Raw genomic sequence first — 23,294 nt, forward strand, 5'->3', positions numbered from 1 at the left:
TCATGAACTCCGGAGAGCACGCCGCCGTCCAGGAGCCCGGCCTGCTGCGCCGCTTCCTCAACCTGCTCGTGTGGCTGGGCTTCGTCGCGCTGATGTCGTACCTGACGTTCGCCTACGTGGGGCACGCCTACGCGGTTCCCTCCGGTTCCATGGAGCAGACCATCATGACGGGCGATCGCGTGCTGGCGGAGAAGGTGAGCTACCGCTTCCGCGACCCCGAGCCGGGCGACATCGTGATGTTCCAGGATCCCGAGATACCGGGGCGGCTCCTCCTCAAGCGCTGCATCGCCGTGGGCGGGCAGACGGTGGACATCAACGACGAGGACGGCCTCGTGTACGTGGACGGCGCGGCGGTGTCCGAGCCCTACACGGGCGGCCTCCCCACGTATTCGCTGGCCAACGGCGTCTCCTACCCCTACACGGTGCCCGAAGGCATGATGTGGATGATGGGCGACAACCGCACGAACTCGCAGGACTCGCGCTATTTCGGCGCCGTGCCCGCCTCGTCCGCCGAGGCTCGCAGCGTGGCCGTCCTTTGGCCCTTGGACGACCTCGGCCTCCTGGAGTAGCCGCGTTCGGCCGATTTGAAGGTTTCGCCCGATGATCGGGAATTTCTGCAAACTTTGTCGAACGCGCCGAACGTATTGTGCAGACGCGCTATCATATACGCTCGCGACCTCATCCGGGCGCCGCGCGCCCGCTTCGAAAGGATAGACAGACTACATGGATTCCGGACAGCACGCCGACCGCCAGAGCCCGGGCATACTCAGAACCTTCGTCAGCCTGCTGGTCATGGTGGCCTTCGTATTCGGGCTGTCGTGGGTGCTGCGCACGTACGTGTTCCAGGCCTACGAGATCCCCTCGGGCTCCATGGAGGAGACCATCATGGTGGGGGACATGGTGTTCTCCGAGAAGGTGAGCTACTACTTCCGCGACCCCGAGCCCGGCGACATCGTCACGTTCCAGGATCCCGAGATCCCCGGACGCGTGCTCATCAAGCGCTGCATCGCCGTGGGCGGGCAGACGGTGGACATCAACGACGAGGACGGCCTCGTGTACGTGGACGGCGTGGCGCTGTCCGAGCCCTACACCGACGGGAAGCCCAGCTACACGCTGGCCAGCGACGTCTCCTACCCGTACACGGTGCCCGAGGGGTACCTGTGGATGATGGGCGACAACCGCACGAACTCCCAAGACTCGCGATTCTTCGGCGCCATACCCGTCTCCTCGGTGACGGGCAGGGGGGCGCTCGTGTACTGGCCGCTCAACGATTTCAGCCTGCTCGACTAGCGCGCTAGCCGAGGGGTACGGGTTTGATCGAGACAAGGAGAACCATGTCAACCGAACATGCATCCGCAGCCGCGGACGAGGGGGCCGCAAGCCAGCTCCCGCCGACGTTCCAGGACGTCATCATGAACCTCCAGCGCTACTGGGGCGATCAGGGGTGCGTCGTGCTGCAGCCCTACGACAACGAGGTGGGCGCCGGCACGAACGCCCCGGCCACCACGCTGCGCTCGCTGGGCCCCGACACGTGGCGCACCTGCTACGTGCAGGGCAGCCGCCGCCCGACGGACGGCCGCTACGGCGAGAACCCGAACCGCACCCAGCACTACTTCCAGTTCCAGGTGCTCATGAAGCCCTCGCCCGATAACATCCAGGAGCTGTACCTGGGCTCCCTGCGCGCCATCGGCATCGACGTGGACGCGCACGACGTGCGCTTCGTCGAGGACGACTGGGAGAGCCCGACGCTCGGCGCGTGGGGCCTCGGCTGGGAAGTGTGGATCGACGGCATGGAGGTGACGCAGTTCACCTACTTCCAGCAGGTGGGCGGCTTCGAGTGCAATCCCGTGCCCGTGGAGATCGCCTACGGCCTCGAGCGCCTGACGATGTACATCCAGGGCGTCGACAGCATGTTCGACATCGTGTGGAGCCGCGGCGCCGACGGCGTGAACTTCACCTACGGCGACGTGTACCTCGAGAACGAGCGCCAGTACTCGCGCTACAACTTCGAGGTGGCCGACACTGACTTCCTGTTCCAGGAGTTCAACGACCGCGAGGCCGAGTGCCTGCGCACGCTGGAGGCCAACCTGCCGCTTCCGGCCTACGACAGCGTGCTCAAGTGCTGCCACGCGTTCAACCTGCTCGACGCGCGCGGCGTGATCTCGGCCACCGAGCGCATGGCCTACATCCTGCGCGTGCGCACCATCGCCAAGGCGGTGTGCGCCTCGTACATGGAGCACGTGGTAGGCATCAAGCCCGCCGAGGAAGACGAGGCGGGGAAGGAGGCCGGCCGTGAGTAACCTGCATACGCTCGCGTTCGAGATCGGCACCGAGGAGATCCCGGCGTTCGACCTGCACCGCGCAACCCAGCAGTTGGAGAAGCTCGTGCCCGAGGCGCTCGACCAGGTGCGCATCCCGCACGGCGACGTGGCCGTCTACACCACGCCGCGCCGCCTCATCGCGCTCGTGTCCGACGTGGCCGACGAGACCGCGGCCCTCGAAGAGGTGTTCCGCGGCCCGTCCGCCAAGATCGCGTTCGACGCCGAGGGCAACCCGACGAAGGCCGCCACGGGCTTCGCGCGCGGCAAGGGCGTCGAGGTCGACGCGCTGGAGCGCCGCGAGGAAGGCGGCGTGGAGTACGTGTTCGCCACCAAGAGCATCGCCGCGCGCGACGTGGCCGAGCTCTTGCCCGGCGTGCTGGAAGGCGTGATCACCGGCATCTCGTGGCCGAAGTCGTGTCGCTGGGGCACCACGAGCGAGTACTTCTCGCGCCCGGTGCGCTGGCTCGTGGCGCTGCTGGACGAGCGCGTGATCCCCGTGCGGTTCGCGGGCCTCGAGGCCGGCAACCTCACGCGCGGCCATCGCTTCCTGGCCCCCGGCCCTCACGAGGTGGCCACGGCCGCCGACCTGCTGGGCGTCGTGGAGGCAGCGCACGTGGTGTGCAGCGAGCAGGCCCGCGAGGCCGTCATCCGCGCCGGCGTGACGCAAGCCGAGCGGCGGACGGGCGCGCGCGCCGAGCTTCCTGAGAAGACGCTGCTGGAGGTCGTGAACCTCTGCGAGCAGCCCACCGTGCTCGTGGGCTCCTTCGACGAGGAGTTCCTGCGCGTCCCCGAGGAGATCATCGTCGACGCCATGCTCATGCACCAGCGCTACTTCCCGCTGTACGACGCGGACGGCAAGCTCACCAACGACTTCATCGTCGTGACCAACGGCGACCCGGCGCACGCCGACACCATCATCGACGGCAACGAGCGCGTGGTGCGCGCCCGCCTGTCCGACGCGAAGTTCTTCTACGAGGAGGATCTCAAGCACCCGCTGGAGACCTATGTCGACCGCTTGGACGAGGTGGTGTTCCAGGAGGCCCTCGGCACGATGAAGGCCAAGGCCGACCGCATCGTGGCGCTGGCGAAGCACCTCGCCGCCGACGCGCGGCTGGACGCCGCCGACGCCGCCGACGCCGAGCGCGCCGCGTATCTGGCCAAGGCCGACCTCGTGACGAACGCCGTCGTGGAGTTCACGAGCGTCCAGGGCGTCATGGGCTCCTACTACGCCGCTGCCTGCGGCGAGAACGACCAGGTAGCGCGCGCCATCGCCGACCACTACCGCCCGCGCTTCTCCGGCGACGAGCCGCCCGCGTCCGACGTGGGCCGGATCGTGGCCATGGCCGACAAGCTGGACACCATCTGCGGCCTGTTCGCCGCGGGGCAGGGTCCCACCGGCTCGTCCGACCCGTTCGCGCTGCGCCGCAGCGCCATCGGCATCGTGGCCATGCTTGAGGCGGGCCTGCCCGTGTCGCTGGCCGCCGCGATCGACGCGGCGCTCGGCACCTACGAGAACGCCGGAATCGACTACGACCGCGATGCGACCCGCGCCGAGGTGGCCGACTTCTTCGTGACGCGCACGAAGGTCATGCTGCGCGACGGCGGCTGCGCTCCCGACGCTGTGGAGGCCGTGCTGGCCACGGGCGTGGAGGAGCCGGCGCAGATCATCGCCCGCACCCGCGCCCTCGAGGCCGCGCGCGTGGACGACCCCGACACGTTCGCCGACCTGGCCACGGCCTACGCCCGCGCGAACAACCTGCGCGACGCCGATCTGGGCGTCGAGGTGGACGAGGCGCTGGCGGCCGACGCCGAGCGCGCGCTGCTCGCCGCCGCCGACGAGGCCGCGACGCGCGTGGAGGAGGCTCTCTCCTCCGACGACTACGCGGCCGCCCTCGCGGCGCTCGCCGCCCTGCGCGCGCCCATCGACGCGTTCTTCGAGGACGTGCTCATCATGGACGAGGATCGGGCCCTGCGCGAGAACCGCCTGCGCCTGCTCAACCGCTTCGTCGCCGTGTTCGCCCACGTGGCGGACTTCGGCAAGATGGCCAAGGGCGCCAAGTAACCATGGACGAGTTCATCGCCTACGGAAGCTCCACCGAGTTGCCCACGATCCACGTGATCAGCGACTCGGTGGGCCTGACGGCCCAGGCGGTGGCCCGCGCGGCCGCCGCCCAGTTCGGCGTCACGAACCCCGTCATCGAGGTGCTGCCGAAGGTGCGCACCTTCGAGGAGATCACGGAGTTCATCGACGAGCACAGCGCCGTGCACAAGCGCAACACCGGCGACGGGCGCATGCTCGTGTTCTACACGCTCGTGGACGGCTCCCTGTCGCGGCAGTTCGCCGACTACGCGGCCGCGCGCGATGACATCGTGGCCGTCGACCTCGTCACCGACGCCATCGGCGCCATCGCGCGCATGACGGGCCGCGAGCCCTCCACGAAGCCGGGCGGCCTTCACGTGGCCGACCAGTACTACTTCCGCCGCATCGAGGCCATCGAGTTCACCATCGCCCACGACGACGGCCGCAACCCGCAGGAGCTGCACCAGGCCGACATCGTGCTGTTGGGCGTATCGCGCTCGTCGAAGACGCCCACGTCCATCTACCTGTCGCAGCAGGGCTACAAGGTGGCGAACATCCCGCTCGATCCCACCACCGAGCCGCCGGCCGAGCTCGCGCAGATCGACCGCACGCGGCTGTTCGGGTTGATGACGACCCCCGAGGTGCTCATCGGCATCCGCCAGCGGCGCCTGGGGCGGGCGAGCGCCGTCGCGTCGCGCTACGCCGATCCGGAGTACGTGTACCAGGATCTCGAGGACGCCCGCGCCCTCATGCGCAAACTGGGCTGTATTGTCATTCACACCGAAAATCGTGCCGTTGAGGAAACGGCACAGGAAATTTTGCGCTACTATGAGCGGGCTCATCCCCCATCAGCTGATATGATGGGCTCAGCCTGAGACCAGGGTTCCCAAGTTTTGTAAAGTCGGTACGTCGGGTTAAGGAGAAAAAGGTGACTGAAGAAGTCAAGCGAGTGTATGCGTTCGGCAAAGACGCGCAGGGCAACAACGTAACTGAGGGCAACACCAACATGAAGGCGATCCTCGGCGGCAAGGGAGCGAACCTCGCCGAGATGGCCAACATCGGGCTGCCGGTGCCTCCCGGGTTCACCATCACGTGCCAGACCTGCATGGAGTACGCCAATGCGGACAACACGTGGCCCGAGGGCGCGCTCGACACCATCCAGGAGTACCGCGACGATCTCGAGGCCCGCATGGGCAAGAAGATCGGCGACGCCGAGGATCCGCTGCTCGTGTCCGTCCGCTCCGGCGCCCCCATGTCCATGCCGGGCATGATGGACACCGTGCTGAACCTCGGCCTCAACGACCAGTCCATCAACGGCCTGATCAAGCAGACCGACAACCCGCGCTTCGCCTGGGACTCCTACCGCCGCTTCATCCAGATGTTCTCCAACGTGGTGATGAACCTCGACGGCGACCTGTTCGAGAACGCCATCACGGCTATGAAGCACGCCCGCGGCGTCGCGTCCGACACCGACCTCACCGCCGAGGACCTGCAGGAGCTCGTGAGCGAGTTCAAGCAGATCTTCGCCGAGAACGTCGACGCCGAGGCGTACCCGAGCCTCGTCGTGGACGGCGCCGTGCAGTTCCCGCAGGACCCGAGCGTGCAGCTGCAGCTGGCCATCGAGGCCGTGTTCGGCAGCTGGAACAACCCGCGCGCAACCCTGTACCGCAAGCAGAACAAGATCGCCGACGACCTGGGCACCGCCGTCAACGTGCAGTCCATGGTGTTCGGCAACAAGGGCAACACGTCGGCCACCGGCGTCGCGTTCACGCGCAACCCCGCCAACGGCGAGAAGGAGTTCTACGGCGACTACCTGGTGAACGCCCAGGGCGAGGACGTCGTGGCCGGCATCCGCAACACGAGCCCCATCGCCGACCTCAAGAACGTCGAGGGACTCGAAGAGGCCGGTCGCGAGCTCGAGGAGGTGTTCGTCACCCTCGAGAACCACTTCCGCGACATGTGCGACATCGAGTTCACCATCGAGCAGGGCAAGCTCTGGATGCTGCAGACCCGCGTGGGCAAGCGCACCGCCGCCGCCGCGCTGCACATCGCCATCGAGATGGAGAAGGAGGGCCTCATCTCGAAGGAGGAGGCCGTCATGCGCGTCGATCCCGAGCAGCTCGACCAGCTGCTGCATCCGCAGTTCGACAAGAACGCCTCCTACGACGTGATCGCCAAGGGCCTGAACGCCTCTCCGGGCGCCGCCGTGGGCGAGGCCGTGTTCTCCGCCGCCGACGCGGTGGCCGTGGCCGAGGCTGGCCGCAAGTGCGTGCTCGTGCGCTGGGAGACGAACCCCGACGACCTCGCCGGCATGATCGCCGCCGAGGGCATCCTCACCTCGCACGGCGGCAAGACGTCGCATGCGGCCGTCATCGCCCGCGGCATGGGCGCCCCGTGCGTATGCGGCGTCGAGGCGCTGCGCATCGACGCTGAGAAGAAGCAGGCCAGCGTCGTGGGAGGCGACATCGTCATCAAGGAAGGCGACATGATCTCCATCGATGGCACCACCGGTTCCGTGGTGCTGGGCGCGGTCGAGCTCGTGCTGCCCGAGATGACGGGCGACCTCGACACCATCCTCGAGTGGGCCGACGAGTTCCGCACGCTGGGCGTGCGCGCCAACGCCGACAACCCCGAGGACGCGGAGCTCTCCCGCGGCTTCGGCGCCGAGGGCATCGGGCTCTGCCGCACCGAGCACATGTTCCTGGGCGACCGCAAGCAGATCATCCAGACCTTCATCCTCAACGAGGATCCGGCCGTGCGCGAAAAGGCCGTGAGCGAGCTGCTGGAAGCCCAGACGGGCGACTTCCTCGGCATGTTCCGCGCTATGGACGGGCTGCCGGTCATCGTGCGCCTGCTCGATCCGCCGCTGCACGAGTTCCTCGAGAGCCCCCGCGCGCTCGACGTGGAGATCGCCAAGCTGGAGGCCACGGGCGGAGACCGCGAGACCATCGCGCAGAAGCGCATGCTCATGGAGCAGATCGACGGCATGAGCGAGGCGAACCCGATGCTGGGCCTGCGCGGCTGCCGCCTCGGCATCGTGTACCCCATCCTGCCGGTGATGCAGGTGCGCGCCATCGCGACGGCCTGCGCTCAGCTGAAGAAGGAGGGCCTCGATCCGAAGCCCGAGGTCATGATCCCGCTCGTGTCCGTGGTGGCCGAGCTCGAGAAGCTGCGCAAGGTCGCCGAGGACACCATCGCCGAGGTCGCCGCCGAGCAGGGCGTCGAGCTGGACATCCCCGTGGGCACGATGATCGAGCTGCCGCGCGCGGCCGTGACGGCCGACGAGATCGGCGCGGTGGCCGACTTCTTCAGCTTCGGCACGAACGACCTGACCCAGACGACGTTCGGCTTCAGCCGCGACGACGTGGAGGCCGAGTTCGTCCCGCAGTACCTGGCCGAGCGCCTGCTGCCCTACAACCCCTTCGCCACCATCGATCCGGGCGTGGCGAAGCTCGTGGAGATGGGCGTCGACCTGGGTCACAAGGGCAACCCCGACCTCGTCTGCGGCGTATGCGGCGAGCACGGCGGCGACCCCGACTCCGTGAAGATGTTCCACACGATCGGCCTCGACTACGTCAGCTGCTCCCCGTACCGCGTGCCGCTGGCCCGTCTGGCCGCCGGCCAGGCCGCCCTGGCCGAGAAGATGGGCGACGGCCGCGACAAGTAGCCGCCCGCTTCAACCTCGCCTGATCGAAGGGCCCGCAGCACGCGCTGCGGGCCCTTCTGCGTGCGGGGAGCGGCCTTGTGCCCTTGCGGGGAGCCGCGATGTCGGCCCGAACGCACGGTTTCGAGTCGAATTCCGCGTGTTCGGGCCGACATCGCCCTTGCGCGGCGCAACGAGGCTAGTCCTCCACCGTTTCCTTGAGCGGCGTGTTCTTCAAGAACGCCATGAGCGCGATACCCGCCGCAAGCAGCGGCACCATGACGAAGAACACGGGCAGCAACGCGTCGTTGTAGGCGCCGGCGATGGCTGCGTGCACGTCTCCCGGAAGGGCGTTCACAACGGCGGGAGTGATCGAGTTCGCGTCGATGCCCAGCGCCTCGCCGCCTCCGAGCGGCGCCAGTCGCTCCGCCATGAGGCGCGTAAGGTTGCCCGTGAACAGCGCTCCGGCGATGGAGGAGCCCAGCGTGGTACCGATTTCGCGGAAGAGGTTCGTGGCGGAGGTCGCCGTGCCCACGATGGAGGCGGGGAACTCGTTCTGCACGATGAGCACCAGTACTTGGAAGCTCATGCCGATGCCGAATCCCACGATGCAGAGGGAGACTACGGCGAATGCCGGGGACATGTCGGCGTTCAGCATAGTCATGGCGATACCGCCCGCCGTTGCTATGGCGAAGCTCGTTACCATGATCGCCTTGTACTTGCCGTTGCGTGCGATCAGGAAGCCGGCCAGCAGCGAGGCGATGAGGTTCGCGATGCTCATGGGCACTTCCATGTAGCCGGCCGCCGTGGCGCTCATGCCGTGGGCGATCTGGAAGTACATGGGAAGATACGACATCGAGGCCATGAGGGCGAACAGGGTGACAAGCCCGGCCAGCGTGGTCAGCACGAAGTTGCGGTTGCGGAACAGCTCGAGCGGTATGATGGGCTGTATCGCGCGCCGCTCCACCAGCACGAACAGGACGACGAGCACGGCCGTGGCGGCTAACAGCCCGATGATCTGCGGGCTGTCCCACGCGTAGTCGATGCCGCCGAGCGAGGTGGCCAGCGTGAGCGTGCACACCGCCGCCGACACCAGCACGGTGCCGCGCACGTCGAAGGACGAGAGGCTCTCGCGCTTCTTCGGGTTCGGCAGGAACGCCACGGCCGCGACGATAGAGATCGCCGACAGGGGCACGGTGATGAGGAACGCCCAGTGCCAGCTGAGGTAGTCGGTGAACAGGCCCCCCAGCAAAGGGCCGGCCAGCATGGGCACGGCCCAAGCGATGCCCATGATGTTCATGTACAGCGGGCGCTTGCGGGCGGGTATGACGTCGGCCACGATGGCCTGGGACAGCACCATGAGTCCGCCGCCGCCCAGCCCTTGTACGGCGCGCCCCGCTATCATCTGGGTCATGTCGAAGGAGATGCCGCAGACCACCGATCCGCCGGTGAACAGCACGAGCGCGCCGACGAATATCCACTTGCGGCCGATGAGGTCGCCCAGTTTGCCGTAGATGGGCATGACGATGGTTGCCGTGAGCACGTAGGCGGTGGTCACCCACAGCATGCGGTCGACGCCGCCCAGGTCGCCCACGATGGTGGGCAGGGCCGTGGCGACGATGGTCTGCTCGAGCGAGCCGGACAGCATCGCCAGCATAAGGCCGACGAACACGAGTATCATCTTGCGATTCACGAAGCACCTCCTTCTTCGCGCATAAGCGCCGACAGCTCATAGGACAGAATGCAGCTGACTGCATGTTTGGGCGCGTGCAGCGTTTCCGCCAATCGCAAGCGCTGACGGTGTACGAGACCCTTATCGCGGGGCATTTCCTTCACGCTGGAACCTCCTTGGTCGATGGCGTCCGGTTTGACGCAACTTAAATTAGTCTGTAATCGGACAATATCATAGGGGAGTGGGAAGGGCAATCGAGCGCGCCTCTCGAGGACGTTCGCGAGAATAGGATGCGGGCGTTGCGATCAGGACTTATGTAGAAAGACTGAAATCAGACTATATTTTGTCTCATGGTCTTATATGGGCTTCGCCCCATGATAGTCTGAAATCGGGCGAACAATTCAAGGACTTCTGAGAGGTGGGGAAGGCGATGGCGTGGTTTTCAGCGGCGGAGGGATGCGAGGCGCGTCCGAGAAGCCTTTCGAAGGGAGGGCTCGACGGTGTGCGCATCGATGGGCGCGCTCGCGCCGTTGCCAAGCTCGGCTTCTTCGAGCTCTTCTGGATATTCGTCGTATGCAGCGTGCTGGGTCTTGTCCTGGAAACGATGTTCCACCTTCTGGTGTTGGGGGTGAGGCAAGACCGTGCCGGGCTTTTGTTCGGGCCGTTCTCGCCCATATATGGGTTCGGGGCGGTGCTCATGACCGTTGCCCTCAACCGCTTCCGCGCTGTTTCGCCGTTCGCGTTGTTCGTGGCCAGCGCCGTCATCGGAGGAGCGTTCGAGTTCTTCGTCAGCTGGATCATGGAGGCGCTATTCGGCATCCATGCATGGGACTACTCGGGTACGTTTTTGTCCTTTGACGGTCGCACGAACTTCGTGTTCATGGTGGCGTGGGGCATACTGGGATCGGTTTGGATCAAGCTGTTGCTGCCGCTCGTGTTGGGGGCGATAGGTTCCATTTTGCCGCGATGGCGGGGAGGCCTGACTGCGGTATGCCTCGCGTTCATGCTGCTCGACGGCGTTATGACTGTGCAAGCGCTCGACTGCTGGTACGGGCGCTTAGCGGGCGATGCCGTAGACACCCCTTTAGAGCAGTTCTACGCGCAGTGCTTCGATGACGATCACATGCAGGCCCGGTTCCAATCCATGAGCATGAACGCGCAGGATGCCGTGCGGTCGAGAAGATAGCGTCTATTCGCCGTGCTCACTGCTCCGTCGGCTCGGCCGCTTCGTCCAACCCCGCGTTGAATGCGTCGGCGAAAGCCCGCATCGAGCTCGCGGCGGCCTCGATCTCGGTTGCGTCCACGGTTTGGAAAGCTCGGTTCTCCAGTTTGCGAAGCTCTTCGAACACCTTATCGCAGAAGCGCGCGCCCTCATAGGTGAGCGTGATGTCCTTGGCTCGGGCATCTTCGGCGGAAGGGCTCTCGGCTAGATAGCCTATCTCCTTGAACTTCGAGGATATGGATCCAACCGTCTGCTTGGGAAGCGATAGCGCTTCGCTGATGAAGCGCTGATTGCGGGGTGTCGCGGAGTAGTGCAGCACCATGAGCACCATGAGCGAGTTGACGTTAAGGGCATGGCGTTTGGCGAACCGGTCGTACAGCGCCGTCGTCTTGAGCATGGTTTGGGTGAGCTCGACGGTGGCCTTGAAGCTCGCAGGCAGGTTGTCGCCGTAAAGCGCCTGCAGCATCTCGTCTCGAGAAGCCTCGGCCTGCGCGTGTGCGACCGCCTTCTTCTGTCCCATGGAGCCTCCTTAGCCTTCTTAGGCGCTCGTCGGCGCCTGTTTTCGCCCATCGTCCACTATAACGTATTTTCGGGCCCTCTGTTCCGAATCGATACTGATCAGGAGGAGTTTGATAGCATTCATTCTTGTTCCGGCTTCCCTGTACGTACATGTGAATTTTGCCTGAAATCAGACTAAATACTGTGGATCTTCCTGTCTCCGAAGTCGTTCTTGCCGTATAATAGCCTGTAATCGGTCTATTGTAGGCAACTTCGGATTGATTCGGACTCGAGATGGCCTTAGCGCGCCTGCTTCGGACGATCTTGATCGACCGACCCGATCGTCGAGAGAGAGGAGGGGAGCCATGGGGCTTTTCAGGTGCGCGGCGTACCTCGCAGCGGCAGGGGCGACGTCGTTCGTCCTAGGGCGCGCGCTTCCATCAGCTTGGCTTCGAGAGCCGCGCGGAATATTCCGCTGCTTTCCGTTCGAGCGGGAAGGGCGTCTCTATGATCGGATCGGGGTGAAGCGTTGGCAGGGCAAGCTGCCGGATATGAGCAGGATTCTCCCCGGCTTCCTACCGCCCAAGAGAATCGGACCGACCGGCGGCGACCTTTCCGAGATGGTGAGGGAGACCTGCGTGGCAGAGCTTTGCCATTGGGCGCTCTGTGCAGCGGGCGTTGCGTGCCTTTGGCTGTGGCCCGGTGCGGGAGGCATCGCCGTCTTCGCTGCGTATGCGGCGGGGAACGCGCCTTTCATCCTGGCGCAACGATGCAACCGGCCTCGGCTCGTCCGTCTCGAGGAGAAACGGCGGGCTCGGTGGGGCGGCGGAAGGGAAGGGGTTCTTTCATGAGGATGCTGATCTTGAGCTGCAGCACCGGGAAGGGGCATGATTCGTGTGCCATGGCCGTCAAGGAGCACTTCGAGGATCGAGGGTGGGCATGCGAGATGGATGACGCGCTCGGATTTGCCTCTCCGCGGCTCTCACGGTTTTTGAACTGGGGTCACTCCACGATGTACCGGCATCTTCCCTGGCTTTTCCGTGTGGGCTACCGATTCTCCGAGCGGCATCCCGACGCGTTTTGGAGAAAGCTCGGGATATACCGGGTGTTCGGACTCGGAACCGAGCGTATGATCGAGCGCATTGAGACGGGCTGCTTCGACGCCGTTGTCTGCACCCATGCGTTCGCAGCCGTGATGCTGACGGACGCTGTCGGACGGCGTCCCTTATCGGTCGCAACCTTCCTGATCGGAACCGACTACACCTGCAATCCAGGTACGAAAGACACGATGCTCGATCGTTACTTCGTGCCCGACCCTTCACTTGCCGGTCTCTACGCATGCCCGGCGATAGCGAAAGAGCGCGTGATCGGCTCGGGTATACCACTGCGGAAGGAATTCTATCTCCGAACGCCCCGAACGCTCGCTCGCCGCGAGCTCGGCATACCCGAAGATGTGCCGCATGTGCTCGTGATGTGCGGGAGCATGGGATGCGGGCCGATGGAAAGGCTCGTGCAAGGTCTCGAGCGCGAGACGGCGGGCGATGTATGCGTTACCGTCGTATGCGGCACGAACCGGCGACTGCGACTGAAGCTCGCCAAACGCTACGAGGGAAACCCCGATGTGCGTGTTCGAGGGTTTGCGAACGACGTGCCGCTGCTCATGGACTCGGCCGATCTGTGCCTCACCAAACCCGGTGGGCTCACGGTCGCCGAAGCCGCCGTTAAGGAGCTGCCCATGGTTCTCGTGGATGCCGTGGCGGGGTGCGAGGAGCCCAACCGAAAGTTCTTTGTGCGCAGCGGCGGCGCGGTAACGGGCGAGAGCGTTCGCGAGCTCGTCGCCGCCGCCGTCGGCCTGCTGGCGCGGCCCGGTGAGCTCGAAAAGATGAGGGCCCGGCTCGCCTCCCTGCCGGGGAGGGACGCACCCGCCGTGCTTTGCGAGCAGGTGGAAGGGTTCGTGCGGGATAGGAAATCGGCCGCGGTCCGCGCCCAGGCGTCGGTTCGGCCACGAAAGGAAGTCGCCATGCTGTTAGGTACGCCTTGCCTCGACGTTCATGCAAGGGGGATCGCATCGCCTGCTGCCGAGCGGCAGGCGATGATCGCCGCCGCCACCCGGCTCATCGCGCGGGAGGGGGTTGCACTCGTCACCCTTTCGCGCGCCGCCGAGGAAGCCGGCGTCGAGCACGACGCGGTCTCGAGAAGTTTCGCCAGCTCGGAAGAGCTCAAGAAAGCGGGGCTTGCCGAATTGGCCGTGCGAATCGAACGGCATTTCGAGCGCCTCTTCCTGCTAGTGGGAAGAGAGGGGCGCGAAGACGCCTTCTTGTTCTCGAGCCCGGCGACCGTTTGGGCCGACGATTTGGCCGCCGCGCTCGATTCGTTGCTGGGAGATCCTCGCGCCGCCGAGGAAGCGGCGGCGCTTTGCTCGACGGCGATGCGGGATCCCGAGGTCAATTCCGTCGTGCGGGGTGCGCTCAGGTTCTTCGTGCGAATCTGCGCGCCCTTCGTGGGAAGGCGAAAAGCGCGGATGCTCTGCCTTATCGTGGAAGGAGCCGTTGTCGACACATGCCTGTTCGGCGAGCCGTTCGATGCGGGCGAGCTGAGCGAAGCGGTCGCATCGATGTTCGCGTCGCCCGCTGCGCGTCTAGCGGGTTGACGGGGGCTCGCGGTGCACCCCCCCCCCTTTTTTTTTCTCGTTTCCCAAAGACTACCCGTTCGGGTGATGCGGGCAGGGTATAGAGGCTCCTACACTTGCAGTGAGGAAAGGAGGAGCCGATGCAGGTGTTTCCGAACGCGTGCGCGGCCGTGCTGGCCGCTGGCGCGTCGACGCGCATGGGCGCATGCAAGCTGACGCGGCCGTTCGCCGGGTCGACGCTGCTCGAGCGGGCGCTGCGGGCCGCGCGCGGGTGCGCTGCGGCAGAGACGGTCGTGGTGACGGGCGCCCATCGCGACGCCGTCGCGCGCTCGGCGCAGGAGGCGGGGGCGCGCGAGGCGTTCAACCCCTCGTGGGAGCGCGGGCAGTCGACCTCGGTGCGCACGGCGGCGCGCTTCGCCGCGGCGCACGGCTACGACTTGCTGCTGGTCATGGTGGCCGACCAGCCCTACGTGGAGGCGGCGCACCTCGACGCGCTGCTGCGCGCGTACGCGGCGGGCGGCGCCCATGCCTGCGTCACGCAGGGTGCGCTTCGCCGCGGCAACCCGTGCCTGTTCGACCGGGCGTGCTTCCCCCTGCTCGAGGAGCTGGAGGGCGACGAGGGCGCGCGCTCGATGCTGCGCGCGCATCCGGAGCTTGCCGTGCGCGCCGTGCCGGCGGCGGACGCGCGCGTGCTCGACGACGTGGACACGCCCGACGAGCTCGCCCGCATCGAGGAGGCGATCCTCGGTGGGCGCTAGGCGCCCGGCGGGCGCGCCGCCGATCGACCGCGCGCAGTTCCCCGTGCTCGAGCGCCGCATCGGCCGCGACGGCGCGCGCCCGCTCGCGTACCTCGACAGCGCGGCCACCTCCCTCGTGCCGCTGCGCGTGACCGACGCCGTGACGCGTTTTTTGCACACGAGCTGCGCCAACATCCACCGCGGCGCGCACACGCTGGCCGAGGAGGCCACCGACGCCTACGAGTGCGCGCGCGAGCGCCTTGCGGCCCACCTGGGCGTGGGCGACGCGTCGCGCGTCGTGTTCACGCACGGGGCCACCGAGTCGCTCAACCTGGCGGCGCTCGGCTGGGCGGAGCATGCGCTCGGACCGGGCGACGTCGTGGCCGTGGCCGAGGACAACCATCACGCCAACATCGTGTGCTGGCAGATGCTGGCCGAGCGCCGCGGCGTCGAGATCGCCTGGATACCCGTCGATGCGGACGGACGGCTCGACTACGGCGCCTGGTGCCGCATCGCCGAGCGCGGCCCCAAGCTGGCAGCGCTGTCTCAGCAGTCGAACGTCGTCGGCTGGGAACAGCCCGACCTGGCCCGCATCATGGACGACGCGCGCCTGGCCGGGGCCTTCACGGCGCTCGACGGCGCGCAGGTCGTCGGCCACGAGGCGGTGGACCTCGCCGCCCTGTCCGTCGACTTCTACGCGCTGTCGGCGCACAAGATGCTGGGGCTCACCGGCATCGGCGCGCTCGCGTGCTCGCCGCGCGCCCTCGAGGGCATGCGGCCGGCGCTCGGGGGCGGCGGCATGGTGGCGCAGGTAGACGCCCGCGGCTACGCGGTCGCGCCGGGCCCGCAGGGCTTCGAGGCGGGCACGCCCGCCATCGCCGCCGCGGTCGCCTGGGACGAGGCGCTGCGCATGCTGGAGGAGGCGGGCATGGAAGCGGTCCGGCGCCACGTGGCCGCGCTGGCCTCCCGCGCGCAGCGCGGGCTCGCGGCGCTGCCGGGCGTGCGCGTGCTGGGCGGGACGTCGCCCGCCAGCGCCTCGCTCGTGAGCTTCACGGTGGACGGCGTGCACCCCCACGACGCGAGCGCGGCCCTCGACGCCGAGGGCGTGCTCGTGCGCGCCGGCCATCACTGCGCCAAGCCGCTCCATGCAGCCCTCGGCGCGCGGGCCAGCGTGCGCGCCAGCTTCGCGGGCTACTCGAGCGACGAGGACGTGGACGCGCTGCTGCGCGCTGCGGCGCGCCTCGTCGAGCGGGGGGCGTGAGGGCCGTGCGCATCGACGACGAGCGCATCGTGGAACGGTACCGCCGCCCGCGCTGCAAGGGGTTCGAGGGCGCCTACGACGGCGCGGCGTCGGGCGACAACCCGTTCTGCGGCGACGCCCTCGAGGTGCGCGTGGCCCTCGAGCGCCGCGACGGCGGCATGGCGGTCGCCCGCGCGGCGTTCGACGGTTACGCGTGCTCGCTGTGCACGGCGAGCGCCGACGTGCTCATGGAGCGCGCGGCGGGCATGTCGGCGGACGAGGCTGCCGCCTTGACGGGCGACGACGTGCTGCGCTGGTGGGGCGGCCTCGAGGTGGGCCGCACGCGCAGGGGCTGCGTCGACCTGCCGGTCTCGGTGTTCAAGCGGGCGCTCGAGGCCGCGCTCGAACGCCCGCGGGCGAGTTTGCTACAATAGGCTGCCAGGGGATGCACGGCGCCGCCGGCAGGCGGCGGGGCAAAAGGGGGAGAACATGGGCGAGAGCGAGCCGGCCGACGGCATGCGCGACATCGTACTGCTGCCGTCGAAGATCATCGTCCCGTCGCGGGCAGCCCACGTGGTGGAGCGCCCGGCGGTCACCGAGAAGCTCGCGGCGGCGATCTCGTGCCCGCTGACCGCGGTGGTGTCGCCTGCGGGGTTCGGCAAGACCACGGCGGTGGTGTCGTGGCTGCGCACGCTGGACGGCGTGCCGTGCGCCTGGTACCTGCTCGACGCCGAGGATGCCGCGCTCGACCGCTTCTGGCTCTACCTCGTCACCGCGCTGCGCCGCGCCGACGAGCGCATCTGCCAGTCGTTCGACGACGTGCGCCTGCCCGACGACTTCTCGAAGCTGCGCCCCGCGCTGGACGCGCTCATCATCCAGATGGCCGAGTACGGGCGCGATTTCGTGTGCGTACTCGAGGACTTCCACGAGGTGCACGAGGACGCAGGAGTCCACGAGAGCGTGCACTACCTGCTGAAGCACCTGCCGCCGAACGCGCACTTCGTGGTGACCTCGCGCCAGGCGCTCAGGTTCCCCACCGCCAAGATGCGCGTGGAGGGCGCGCTCAACGAGGTGGGCGAGGCCGACCTGCGCCTGTCCGCCGACGAGACGGGCGCGCTGCTCGCGGGCATGGGCATGCGCCTGGGGGCCGAGCAGGCGAGCGCCGTGCACGAGGCGACGGCCGGCTGGGCAACGGGCATCCGGCTCGTGGCGCTGCTGTGCGGCGACGGGTCGCGGACGCAGGTGGACGAGGCCCTGGCCTGCGCTCGCGTCAGCATCAACGACTACCTGTTCGAGGAGGTGTTCAGCGTGCTGCCCGCCGAGCGGCGGCGGTTCCTCGCGGCCACGTCGGTGGTGGGGTCGTTCTGCCTGCCCCTGGCCGAGCGCATCACGGGCCTGTCGCGCGAGGAGGCGGCCGGTCAGGTGGACTACCTCGTGCGCAACGGCCTGTTCATCGAACGGTTCGAACGCAAGGAGGGCGAGGACTGGTACCGCTACCACCCGCTGCTGGCCGACCTGCTCCACCAGCGCCTCGACCGCATGGACGACCTCGACCCCGGCTCGCTGGGAGCCGCCGCGTGCGCGTGGCTCGAGGAGCACGGCTACTTCGACTCGGCGGTGGAGGTGGCGGCCGATCAGGAGGACTTCGGGCGCGTGCGACAGATCATCGTCGACAACTGGAAGCGGCTGTACATGAGCGACAGCCACTACACCGTGCTGCGCTGGGCGTCGTTCCTTCCCGAGGCCGAGATCATGGCGAGCCCGCTTCTGTGCGCGGTGCTGGCCATGCCGTTCGCGCTGAAGGGCGAATCCGAGCGCGCCAACGCCTGCTTGGAGAACGCCATCGCGCGCCTGCACGACGACGAGGACTTCCTGTTCGCGCTATGCCTCGTGCAGAAGGCGTTCGTAGCGTCGTTTAAGAACGATTGGGGGCATATGCGCCAGTTCGCGACGCAGGCGCTGAAGTACCTGCCGGCCGACGAGTTCTACCTGCGCAGCATGATGCTGCAGGTGGAGGCGTCGTCCAGCGCGGCATTCGACCTGCTGGGCGCGAAGGCGGCGTTCGCGAAATCGCTGGCCATGCAGCTGGACTACGGCAACAAGTGCCTGTCGAGCTCGGCTTTCTGCAACCTGTCGCGCATCTGCGCGAACCTCGGCCACGTGCAGGAGGCGCGCCACTACGCCGATCGCGCGCTCGCGCTGTACCCTGAGCAGGAGCGGCGCTTCAAGCCCATGCTGGGCTACGCCTACCTGTCCGTCATGCTGTGCTCCTACGAGGAGGGCGACCTCGAGCGGGCCCTGCGCGAGCACGAGACGTACCTGGTGGTGTCCTCGGAGGGCGTCGTGCCGGGCAGCGCCGCCGAGGAGGCGCTGCTCTTGGCGAAGATCCGCTACCGCACGGGCGTCCCGGGCGCGCGCGAGGGGTTCTTCGCGGCGATGGCGATGGACGAGGAAGGGGCGATCCTTGCGGCTCCTTCGTTCGCCATGGCGAGCGACTGGTGCCGGGCGTTCCGCACGCGTGCCCTCGAGGAGGCGTCGTCCCCGTTCGAGAACCGCACCACGGGCGTGTTCCGCGCCATGCTGGCGTACTGCCTGGACGCGGTGGCGCGCTACGAGGACGCGTGCGCGTTCGCCGATGCGACGGAGGCGGAGGACCGTTCGGTGTTCGTGCGCGCCTCGGCCGTGGCCTGCGCGTTCTCGGAGAAGGTGGCGCGCCTCGGCCGTGCGGACGCCTACTTCGAGCGCGCTGCGCGCCATGCCCGCGACTCGAAGCTCGACAGCGCGCTTGCCGAGAACATCGCGTTTCTGCGCCCGGCTGCGCAGCGCTTCCTCGCGCAGACCGAGGACGCCGCGCTCGCGGGCTACGTGCGCGGCCTGCTCGACGCCGACGTCGACGCGGGCGAGGCCTCGCGCCTCACCGAGCGCGAGGCGGACGTGATGCGCTGCATCGCCGCGGGGCTGACCATCGCCCAGGCGGCGGACGAGCTGTTCGTCTCGCGCGAGACGGTGAAGAAGCACCTGGCGAACATCTACGGCAAGCTGGGCGTGCACTCCAAGATGCAGGCGGTCGCCCTCCTGCGCGACGCCGGCGTCATCTAGCCTCCTCGCCGCCGCGCGCCGCCGGGGGCGCCTGCCCCCCGGCTCGGCGGCACCTCGCGCGGTCCCCTCGGCCTCGACTCCCCCCCCCCCGATATACCTCGTTGGAAGACCCGGCGTGCAGGAGGGGAGGGTATGCGCTCGCACGTCCGGATGCAAGGGACGTATGAAACGACAGAAGGAGGAGAGGCTCATGGGCAACGACGTGTCGCGCCGTGACTTTCTCAAGGTCGGCGGGTTCGCCGGCTTCGCGGCGGGGGCGGCGGGACTCGGGATCGGCTCGATCCTGGGAACTCCGGCCGAGGCTCACGCCGAGGCGATCACCGTCACCGATTTCGTGTACACCTGCCCGCTGTGCGGGCAGAAGACCGCCGACTACGACGCCCTCGTGAAGCATTTCGAGGAGACCCACCCTCAGGCGGCCGTGCCGACGTGCGCGGCGCTGTCCATCAACGGGACGGACGTCAAGGTGCAGGTGGAACCCCACTGGACGTTGCGCGAGACGCTGCTGAAGGCCGTGGGCCTGACCGGCAACGCCAAGCAGATGTGCGATCGCGGTGCCTGCGGCTCGTGCACGGTGCTCGTCGACGGCGTGCCCGCGCTGTCCTGCACGACGCTTGCGGTGGAGTGCGAGGGCAAGCGCATCGAGACGTCGGAGGGCATCGCCGCCGACGCGAAGTGGCGCCCGCTCGTGGAGGCGTACGCCAAGCACGACGCCGCCCAGTGCGGCTACTGCACGCCCGGCCAGTTCACCGTGGCGAAGTACATCATCGAGAAGTACGGCGCGCCCACCGACGAGCAGATCCGCGCCGAGCTGGCGGGCAACATCTGCCGCTGCGGCACGTACTCGCGCCACGTGCAGGCGATCCAGGAAGCGGCCGCCGCGATCGAAGGAGGCAACTGATGGGCGAGACGAGCGTGTGGGAGCCCGAGGGCACCAACCAGGACCGCGCCGACTTCAAGGTGGTGGGCACGTGGGACCATCCGGGCCGCCAGTCGTGGGACATGGTGTCGGGCGCGGCCAAGTACCCCACCGACCTGTGGATGGAGGGCACGCTGACCGCGATGGCGCTGAGGTGCCCCTACGGCCACGCGAAGATCAAGAGCCTCGACATCGCCGAAGCCGAGAAGATCGAGGGCGTCAAGCTCGTGCTCACCTACGAGGACGAGGAGCTGGCCAGCATGCCGAAGTACCGTCCGGCGTACTTCGAGTTCGGCGGCAGCCCGCTTCTGGGCGACGAGGCCGAGTTCGAGGGCGACGAGGTGGGCGCCGTCGTGGTGGCCGTGAACGAGGAGGTGTGCAAGCAGGCCCTTGCCGCCATCAAGGTGGAGTGGGAGGTGCTGCCGTTCATCCTCGACGCGCGCGAGGCGGCCAAGCCCGGCGCGCCCATCCTGCGTCCCGAGATGAACCCCGACTCCAACATGACCGGCAACACGTTCGGCGCCGCCGTGGAGTGGGAGCAGGGCTGCGTGGAGGACGGGTTCAAGGAGGCCGACCACATCGAGGTCGTCGACTACGGCCGCCCCATGTGGAGCCAGTTCCGCCCCATGCCGCCGGCGTACTTCTCCTACTGGGCGGACGACCCGTGGGGCAACCCCGACGGCGAGAAGATGTGCTACGTGACGAACCACGCGCACTTCCCCTCGAACGGCCCCATCGTGTCGGCGTTCATGGGCGCCGGCTCGCACGCCGACAAGTACCGCGCGCTGTCGCCCTACATGGCGGCGCGCTACTGCGACTTCGTGGAGAAGCGCGGCGCGCAGTTCGCGCCGGTGCTGTCCAAGCGCTTGGGCGGCACGCCCGTTCGCTACGTGCAGTCGCGGCGCGAGTCGTTCGACGCGGCGGTGCCCCAGACCTACCTCACCGTGCGCATCGGCTTCAAGGACGACGGCACGCTCGTGGCGGTGCAGTCGGAGAACGTGCATCAGACGGGCGCCCGCGGCGGCTACGGCGACAAGACGCACGGGCACCTCGTGCTGCCGCCGAACGCGCAGGGCTTCAAGCAGACGGTCAGCCCCAACGTGTACTCGGAGATGGCCTACTACGTGACGAACGGCGCCTGCACCACGGCCGATCCGGGCCAGCCCATGTACGAGCCGGTGAACCTCGCGTTCGCCAAGATGGCCGACGTGCTGGGCATGGACGTGAGCGACGTCATCATGAAGAACGTGCGCGTGACCGACCCGTCGCTCACCGCCTGCATGGACGCGGCGCGCGAGGCCTTCGACTGGGCGGGCAAGTGGCACCTCGCCGGCGAGCGCACGCTTGAGGACGGCCGCCTGCACGGCGTGTCGTGCCGCTACGCCGCCTCGCAGACCTGGGGCATGATCTCCTACAACATCAACCTGCGCATGGGCGTGGACGGCAAGATCTACATGCCCTATGCAGAAGCCCTCATCGGCACGTACTGGCCCGACGCGGTGCAGCTGGTCATCGCCGAAGAACTGGGATGCAAGCTGGAAGACGTCATCGTCTACTATTCCCCGAACTACAACAACTGGCAGGAGGGCGACGCGGCCGATCGCGGATCCACGTGCACGTGGGCGGCGAAGGAGGCGGCCGTGCTGCTGAAGCAGCAGATCCTGGCCACGGGCGCGGCGGCCATGGGCGTGACGGCCGACGAGGTGGACCTCGTCGACTCGCTCATCACCCTCAAGGCCGACCCGACCAAGCAGATGCCCATCGTGGGGATGGGCCAGCTGGCCGTGGGGTACTGCGGCAAGCCCAAGGTGCCGTTCCAGACCGACGTCATCCGCACGATGAACGTGGACATGTGCGAGGTGGCCGTCGATCCCGAAACGGGCCTCGTGGAGATCCTCGACTACGTGGTGGCGCACGACTTCGGCAAGGTCATCCGGCCCTCGTCGGCGCTCGGCCAGATCGAGAACGCCATCACCATGAACTCGGGCCGCGCGCTGCGCGAGGAGCTGATCTGGGACGAGGCCACCGGCGTGCTGCTGAACGGCAACATGTACGACTACAAGGTGCCCACCATCCTCGACCAGCCCAAGATCGAGCCCGTGCCCGTGGAAACCCGCTGCGGCGGCGGTGCGTACGGCTCCACCGGCGTGGCGCACGCGCACGCGAACCCGGGCCTCGTGGGCCAGGCCATCCAGAACGCCACCGGCGGAGACTTCATCGACATGGTTCCCTACACGCCCGACAAGGTGCTGGCCGTGCTCGGGAAGATCGAGCAGTAGAGGAGGAGCACCTATGAAACACTACAAGCATCAGCAGGCCGCCTCGGCCAAGGAGGCGGCGTCGAGCGCCGCGTCGGGCACGGCCGCGCTCATCGCGGGCGGCACCGACCTCTTGGGCACGTTGAAGGACGAGATCCTGCCGACGTACCCCGACACGGTGATCGACCTCAAGACGATCCCCGACATGGACGGCATCGCCGAGGACGGCGACGCGGTGCGCATCGGCGCGCTGGCGAAGCTGGCCGACGTGGCCGACAGCGACGCGGTGAAGAACGGCTGCGCGGCCTTGGCCGAGGCTTGCGCCCGCGCCGCGTCGCCCACCATCCGCCACATGGGCACCATCGGAGGCAACGCGTGCCAGATGCACCGCTGCTGGTACTTCCGCACGCCCGACGACCGCTTCCACTGCAAGCGCAAGGGCGGCGACTGGTGCCCGGCGCGCGTGGGCGACAACCGCTACCACTCCATCTTCGGCGACCAGGACGGCTGCTACGCGGCTAGCTCGCACGATACGGCGCCGGCGCTCGTGGCGCTGGGGGCCACCGTGGTCACCACGAAGCGCGAGGTGCCTGCCGAGGAGTTTTTCAAGGCCAACGGCGCGCGCTCGAACGTGCTGGAGGACGGCGAAGTGGTCACCGAGTTCAAGGTGCCGAAGGCGGCCAAGAGCGCGTTCCAGAAGTTCGCGCTGCGCAAGTCCATCGACTTTCCCGTCGTGAACTGCGCGGTGGCGCAGGGCGGGGACGGTACGGTGCGCGTGGTGCTGGGCGGCGTGTACCCGGCTCCCGTGCGCTCGTCCGAGGCCGAGGCCGCGGTGGCCGACGGCGTGAGCGAGCAGGCGGCCGCGCAGGCGGGCGACGCCGCAGTGGCGGCGTGCAAGCCGCTCGGCAAGAACGCCTACAAGGTGGAGATCGCGCGCACGCTGGTGAAGCGCACGCTCATGGACATCGTCTAGGCG

At 67.7% G+C, this 23,294-nt stretch carries 18 protein-coding genes; 16 read left to right on the forward strand and 2 right to left on the reverse strand.

Features of this window, described 5'->3' with window-relative positions; translation table 11 throughout:
* Nucleotides 1-2: 2 nt before the first annotated feature.
* The 6 genes from lepB (C1A15_RS09315) (at nt 3) to ppdK (ending at nt 8,068) form a co-directional block, all read left to right on the forward strand.
* Nucleotides 3-569, forward strand: a complete 567-nt coding sequence (gene lepB, locus C1A15_RS09315) for a signal peptidase I (RefSeq protein ID WP_101722305.1) — start codon at nt 3-5, stop codon at nt 567-569.
* A gap of 154 nt (nt 570-723) precedes the next feature.
* Nucleotides 724-1,290, forward strand: coding sequence for a signal peptidase I (lepB, locus tag C1A15_RS09320; protein ID WP_101722306.1), 567 nt, complete (start codon nt 724-726; stop codon nt 1,288-1,290).
* Between the two features lie 44 nt (nt 1,291-1,334).
* Nucleotides 1,335-2,300, forward strand: a complete 966-nt coding sequence (locus C1A15_RS09325) for a glycine--tRNA ligase subunit alpha (protein WP_101722307.1) — start codon at nt 1,335-1,337, stop codon at nt 2,298-2,300.
* Complete coding sequence (glyS, locus tag C1A15_RS09330) at nt 2,293-4,383, forward strand: glycine--tRNA ligase subunit beta (RefSeq protein WP_101722308.1); 2,091 nt, start codon at nt 2,293-2,295, stop codon at nt 4,381-4,383. The genes C1A15_RS09325 and glyS overlap by 8 nt, the downstream gene beginning before the upstream one ends.
* A 2-nt stretch (nt 4,384-4,385) precedes the next feature.
* The gene (locus C1A15_RS09335) at nt 4,386-5,276 is read left to right on the forward strand and encodes a pyruvate, water dikinase regulatory protein (RefSeq protein WP_101722309.1); all 891 of its coding nucleotides are present in this window, start codon (nt 4,386-4,388) and stop codon (nt 5,274-5,276) included.
* A gap of 53 nt (nt 5,277-5,329) precedes the next feature.
* Nucleotides 5,330-8,068, forward strand: coding sequence for a pyruvate, phosphate dikinase (gene ppdK / locus C1A15_RS09340; protein ID WP_101722310.1), 2,739 nt, complete (start codon nt 5,330-5,332; stop codon nt 8,066-8,068).
* Nucleotides 8,069-8,243: 175 nt separating this feature from the next.
* Here ppdK and C1A15_RS09345 read toward each other — a convergent pair whose 3' ends face one another.
* Nucleotides 8,244-9,737, reverse strand: coding sequence for an MDR family MFS transporter (locus tag C1A15_RS09345; RefSeq protein ID WP_101722311.1), 1,494 nt, complete (start codon nt 9,735-9,737; stop codon nt 8,244-8,246).
* Nucleotides 9,738-10,146: 409 nt separating this feature from the next.
* Here C1A15_RS09345 and C1A15_RS09350 point away from each other — a divergent pair, with 409 nt between their 5' ends.
* Nucleotides 10,147-10,902, forward strand: coding sequence for a putative ABC transporter permease (locus C1A15_RS09350; protein WP_101723755.1), 756 nt, complete (start codon nt 10,147-10,149; stop codon nt 10,900-10,902).
* A gap of 16 nt (nt 10,903-10,918) precedes the next feature.
* Here the strand turns inward: C1A15_RS09350 and C1A15_RS09355 are convergent, their stop codons facing one another.
* Nucleotides 10,919-11,458: a MarR family winged helix-turn-helix transcriptional regulator gene (locus tag C1A15_RS09355; protein WP_101722312.1), complete on the reverse strand. Its 540-nt coding sequence runs from the start codon at nt 11,456-11,458 to the stop codon at nt 10,919-10,921.
* Between the two features lie 343 nt (nt 11,459-11,801).
* Between C1A15_RS09355 and C1A15_RS17415 the strand changes: the two genes are divergently transcribed.
* The 9 genes from C1A15_RS17415 to C1A15_RS09395 all read left to right on the forward strand — a co-directional run bounded on the left by C1A15_RS17415 (nt 11,802) and on the right by C1A15_RS09395 (nt 23,291).
* Nucleotides 11,802-12,287 carry a glycosyl-4,4'-diaponeurosporenoate acyltransferase CrtO family protein gene (locus C1A15_RS17415; protein ID WP_219618187.1) on the forward strand — a complete coding sequence of 162 codons (486 nt, stop codon included), beginning with the start codon at nt 11,802-11,804 and terminating at the stop codon, nt 12,285-12,287.
* A 2-nt stretch (nt 12,288-12,289) separates the two neighbouring features.
* The gene (locus C1A15_RS09360; RefSeq protein WP_281254152.1) at nt 12,290-14,086 is read left to right on the forward strand and encodes an MGDG synthase family glycosyltransferase; all 1,797 of its coding nucleotides are present in this window, start codon (nt 12,290-12,292) and stop codon (nt 14,084-14,086) included.
* A gap of 119 nt (nt 14,087-14,205) precedes the next feature.
* A complete protein-coding gene (locus C1A15_RS09365; RefSeq protein WP_101722314.1) occupies nt 14,206-14,823 on the forward strand; it encodes a nucleotidyltransferase family protein in 618 nt (205 codons plus the stop codon).
* Nucleotides 14,813-16,063: an aminotransferase class V-fold PLP-dependent enzyme gene (locus tag C1A15_RS09370; protein ID WP_180953053.1), complete on the forward strand. Its 1,251-nt coding sequence runs from the start codon at nt 14,813-14,815 to the stop codon at nt 16,061-16,063. Before C1A15_RS09365 ends, C1A15_RS09370 begins: the two co-directional genes overlap by 11 nt.
* Nucleotides 16,060-16,476, forward strand: coding sequence for an iron-sulfur cluster assembly scaffold protein (locus C1A15_RS09375; RefSeq protein WP_180953054.1), 417 nt, complete (start codon nt 16,060-16,062; stop codon nt 16,474-16,476). Before C1A15_RS09370 ends, C1A15_RS09375 begins: the two co-directional genes overlap by 4 nt.
* Before the next feature lie 55 nt (nt 16,477-16,531).
* The gene (locus C1A15_RS09380) at nt 16,532-19,141 is read left to right on the forward strand and encodes a helix-turn-helix transcriptional regulator (protein WP_101722315.1); all 2,610 of its coding nucleotides are present in this window, start codon (nt 16,532-16,534) and stop codon (nt 19,139-19,141) included.
* Nucleotides 19,142-19,304: 163 nt separating this feature from the next.
* Nucleotides 19,305-20,042: a (2Fe-2S)-binding protein gene (locus tag C1A15_RS09385; protein ID WP_146001840.1), complete on the forward strand. Its 738-nt coding sequence runs from the start codon at nt 19,305-19,307 to the stop codon at nt 20,040-20,042.
* Nucleotides 20,042-22,339: a xanthine dehydrogenase family protein molybdopterin-binding subunit gene (locus C1A15_RS09390; RefSeq protein ID WP_101722317.1), complete on the forward strand. Its 2,298-nt coding sequence runs from the start codon at nt 20,042-20,044 to the stop codon at nt 22,337-22,339. The genes C1A15_RS09385 and C1A15_RS09390 overlap by 1 nt, the downstream gene beginning before the upstream one ends.
* Before the next feature lie 13 nt (nt 22,340-22,352).
* Nucleotides 22,353-23,291: an FAD binding domain-containing protein gene (locus tag C1A15_RS09395; protein ID WP_101722318.1), complete on the forward strand. Its 939-nt coding sequence runs from the start codon at nt 22,353-22,355 to the stop codon at nt 23,289-23,291.
* Nucleotides 23,292-23,294: the final 3 nt, after the last annotated feature.

It is taken from the genome of Eggerthella timonensis (assembly GCF_900184265.1).
Lineage (GTDB): Bacteria > Actinomycetota > Coriobacteriia > Coriobacteriales > Eggerthellaceae > Eggerthella > Eggerthella timonensis.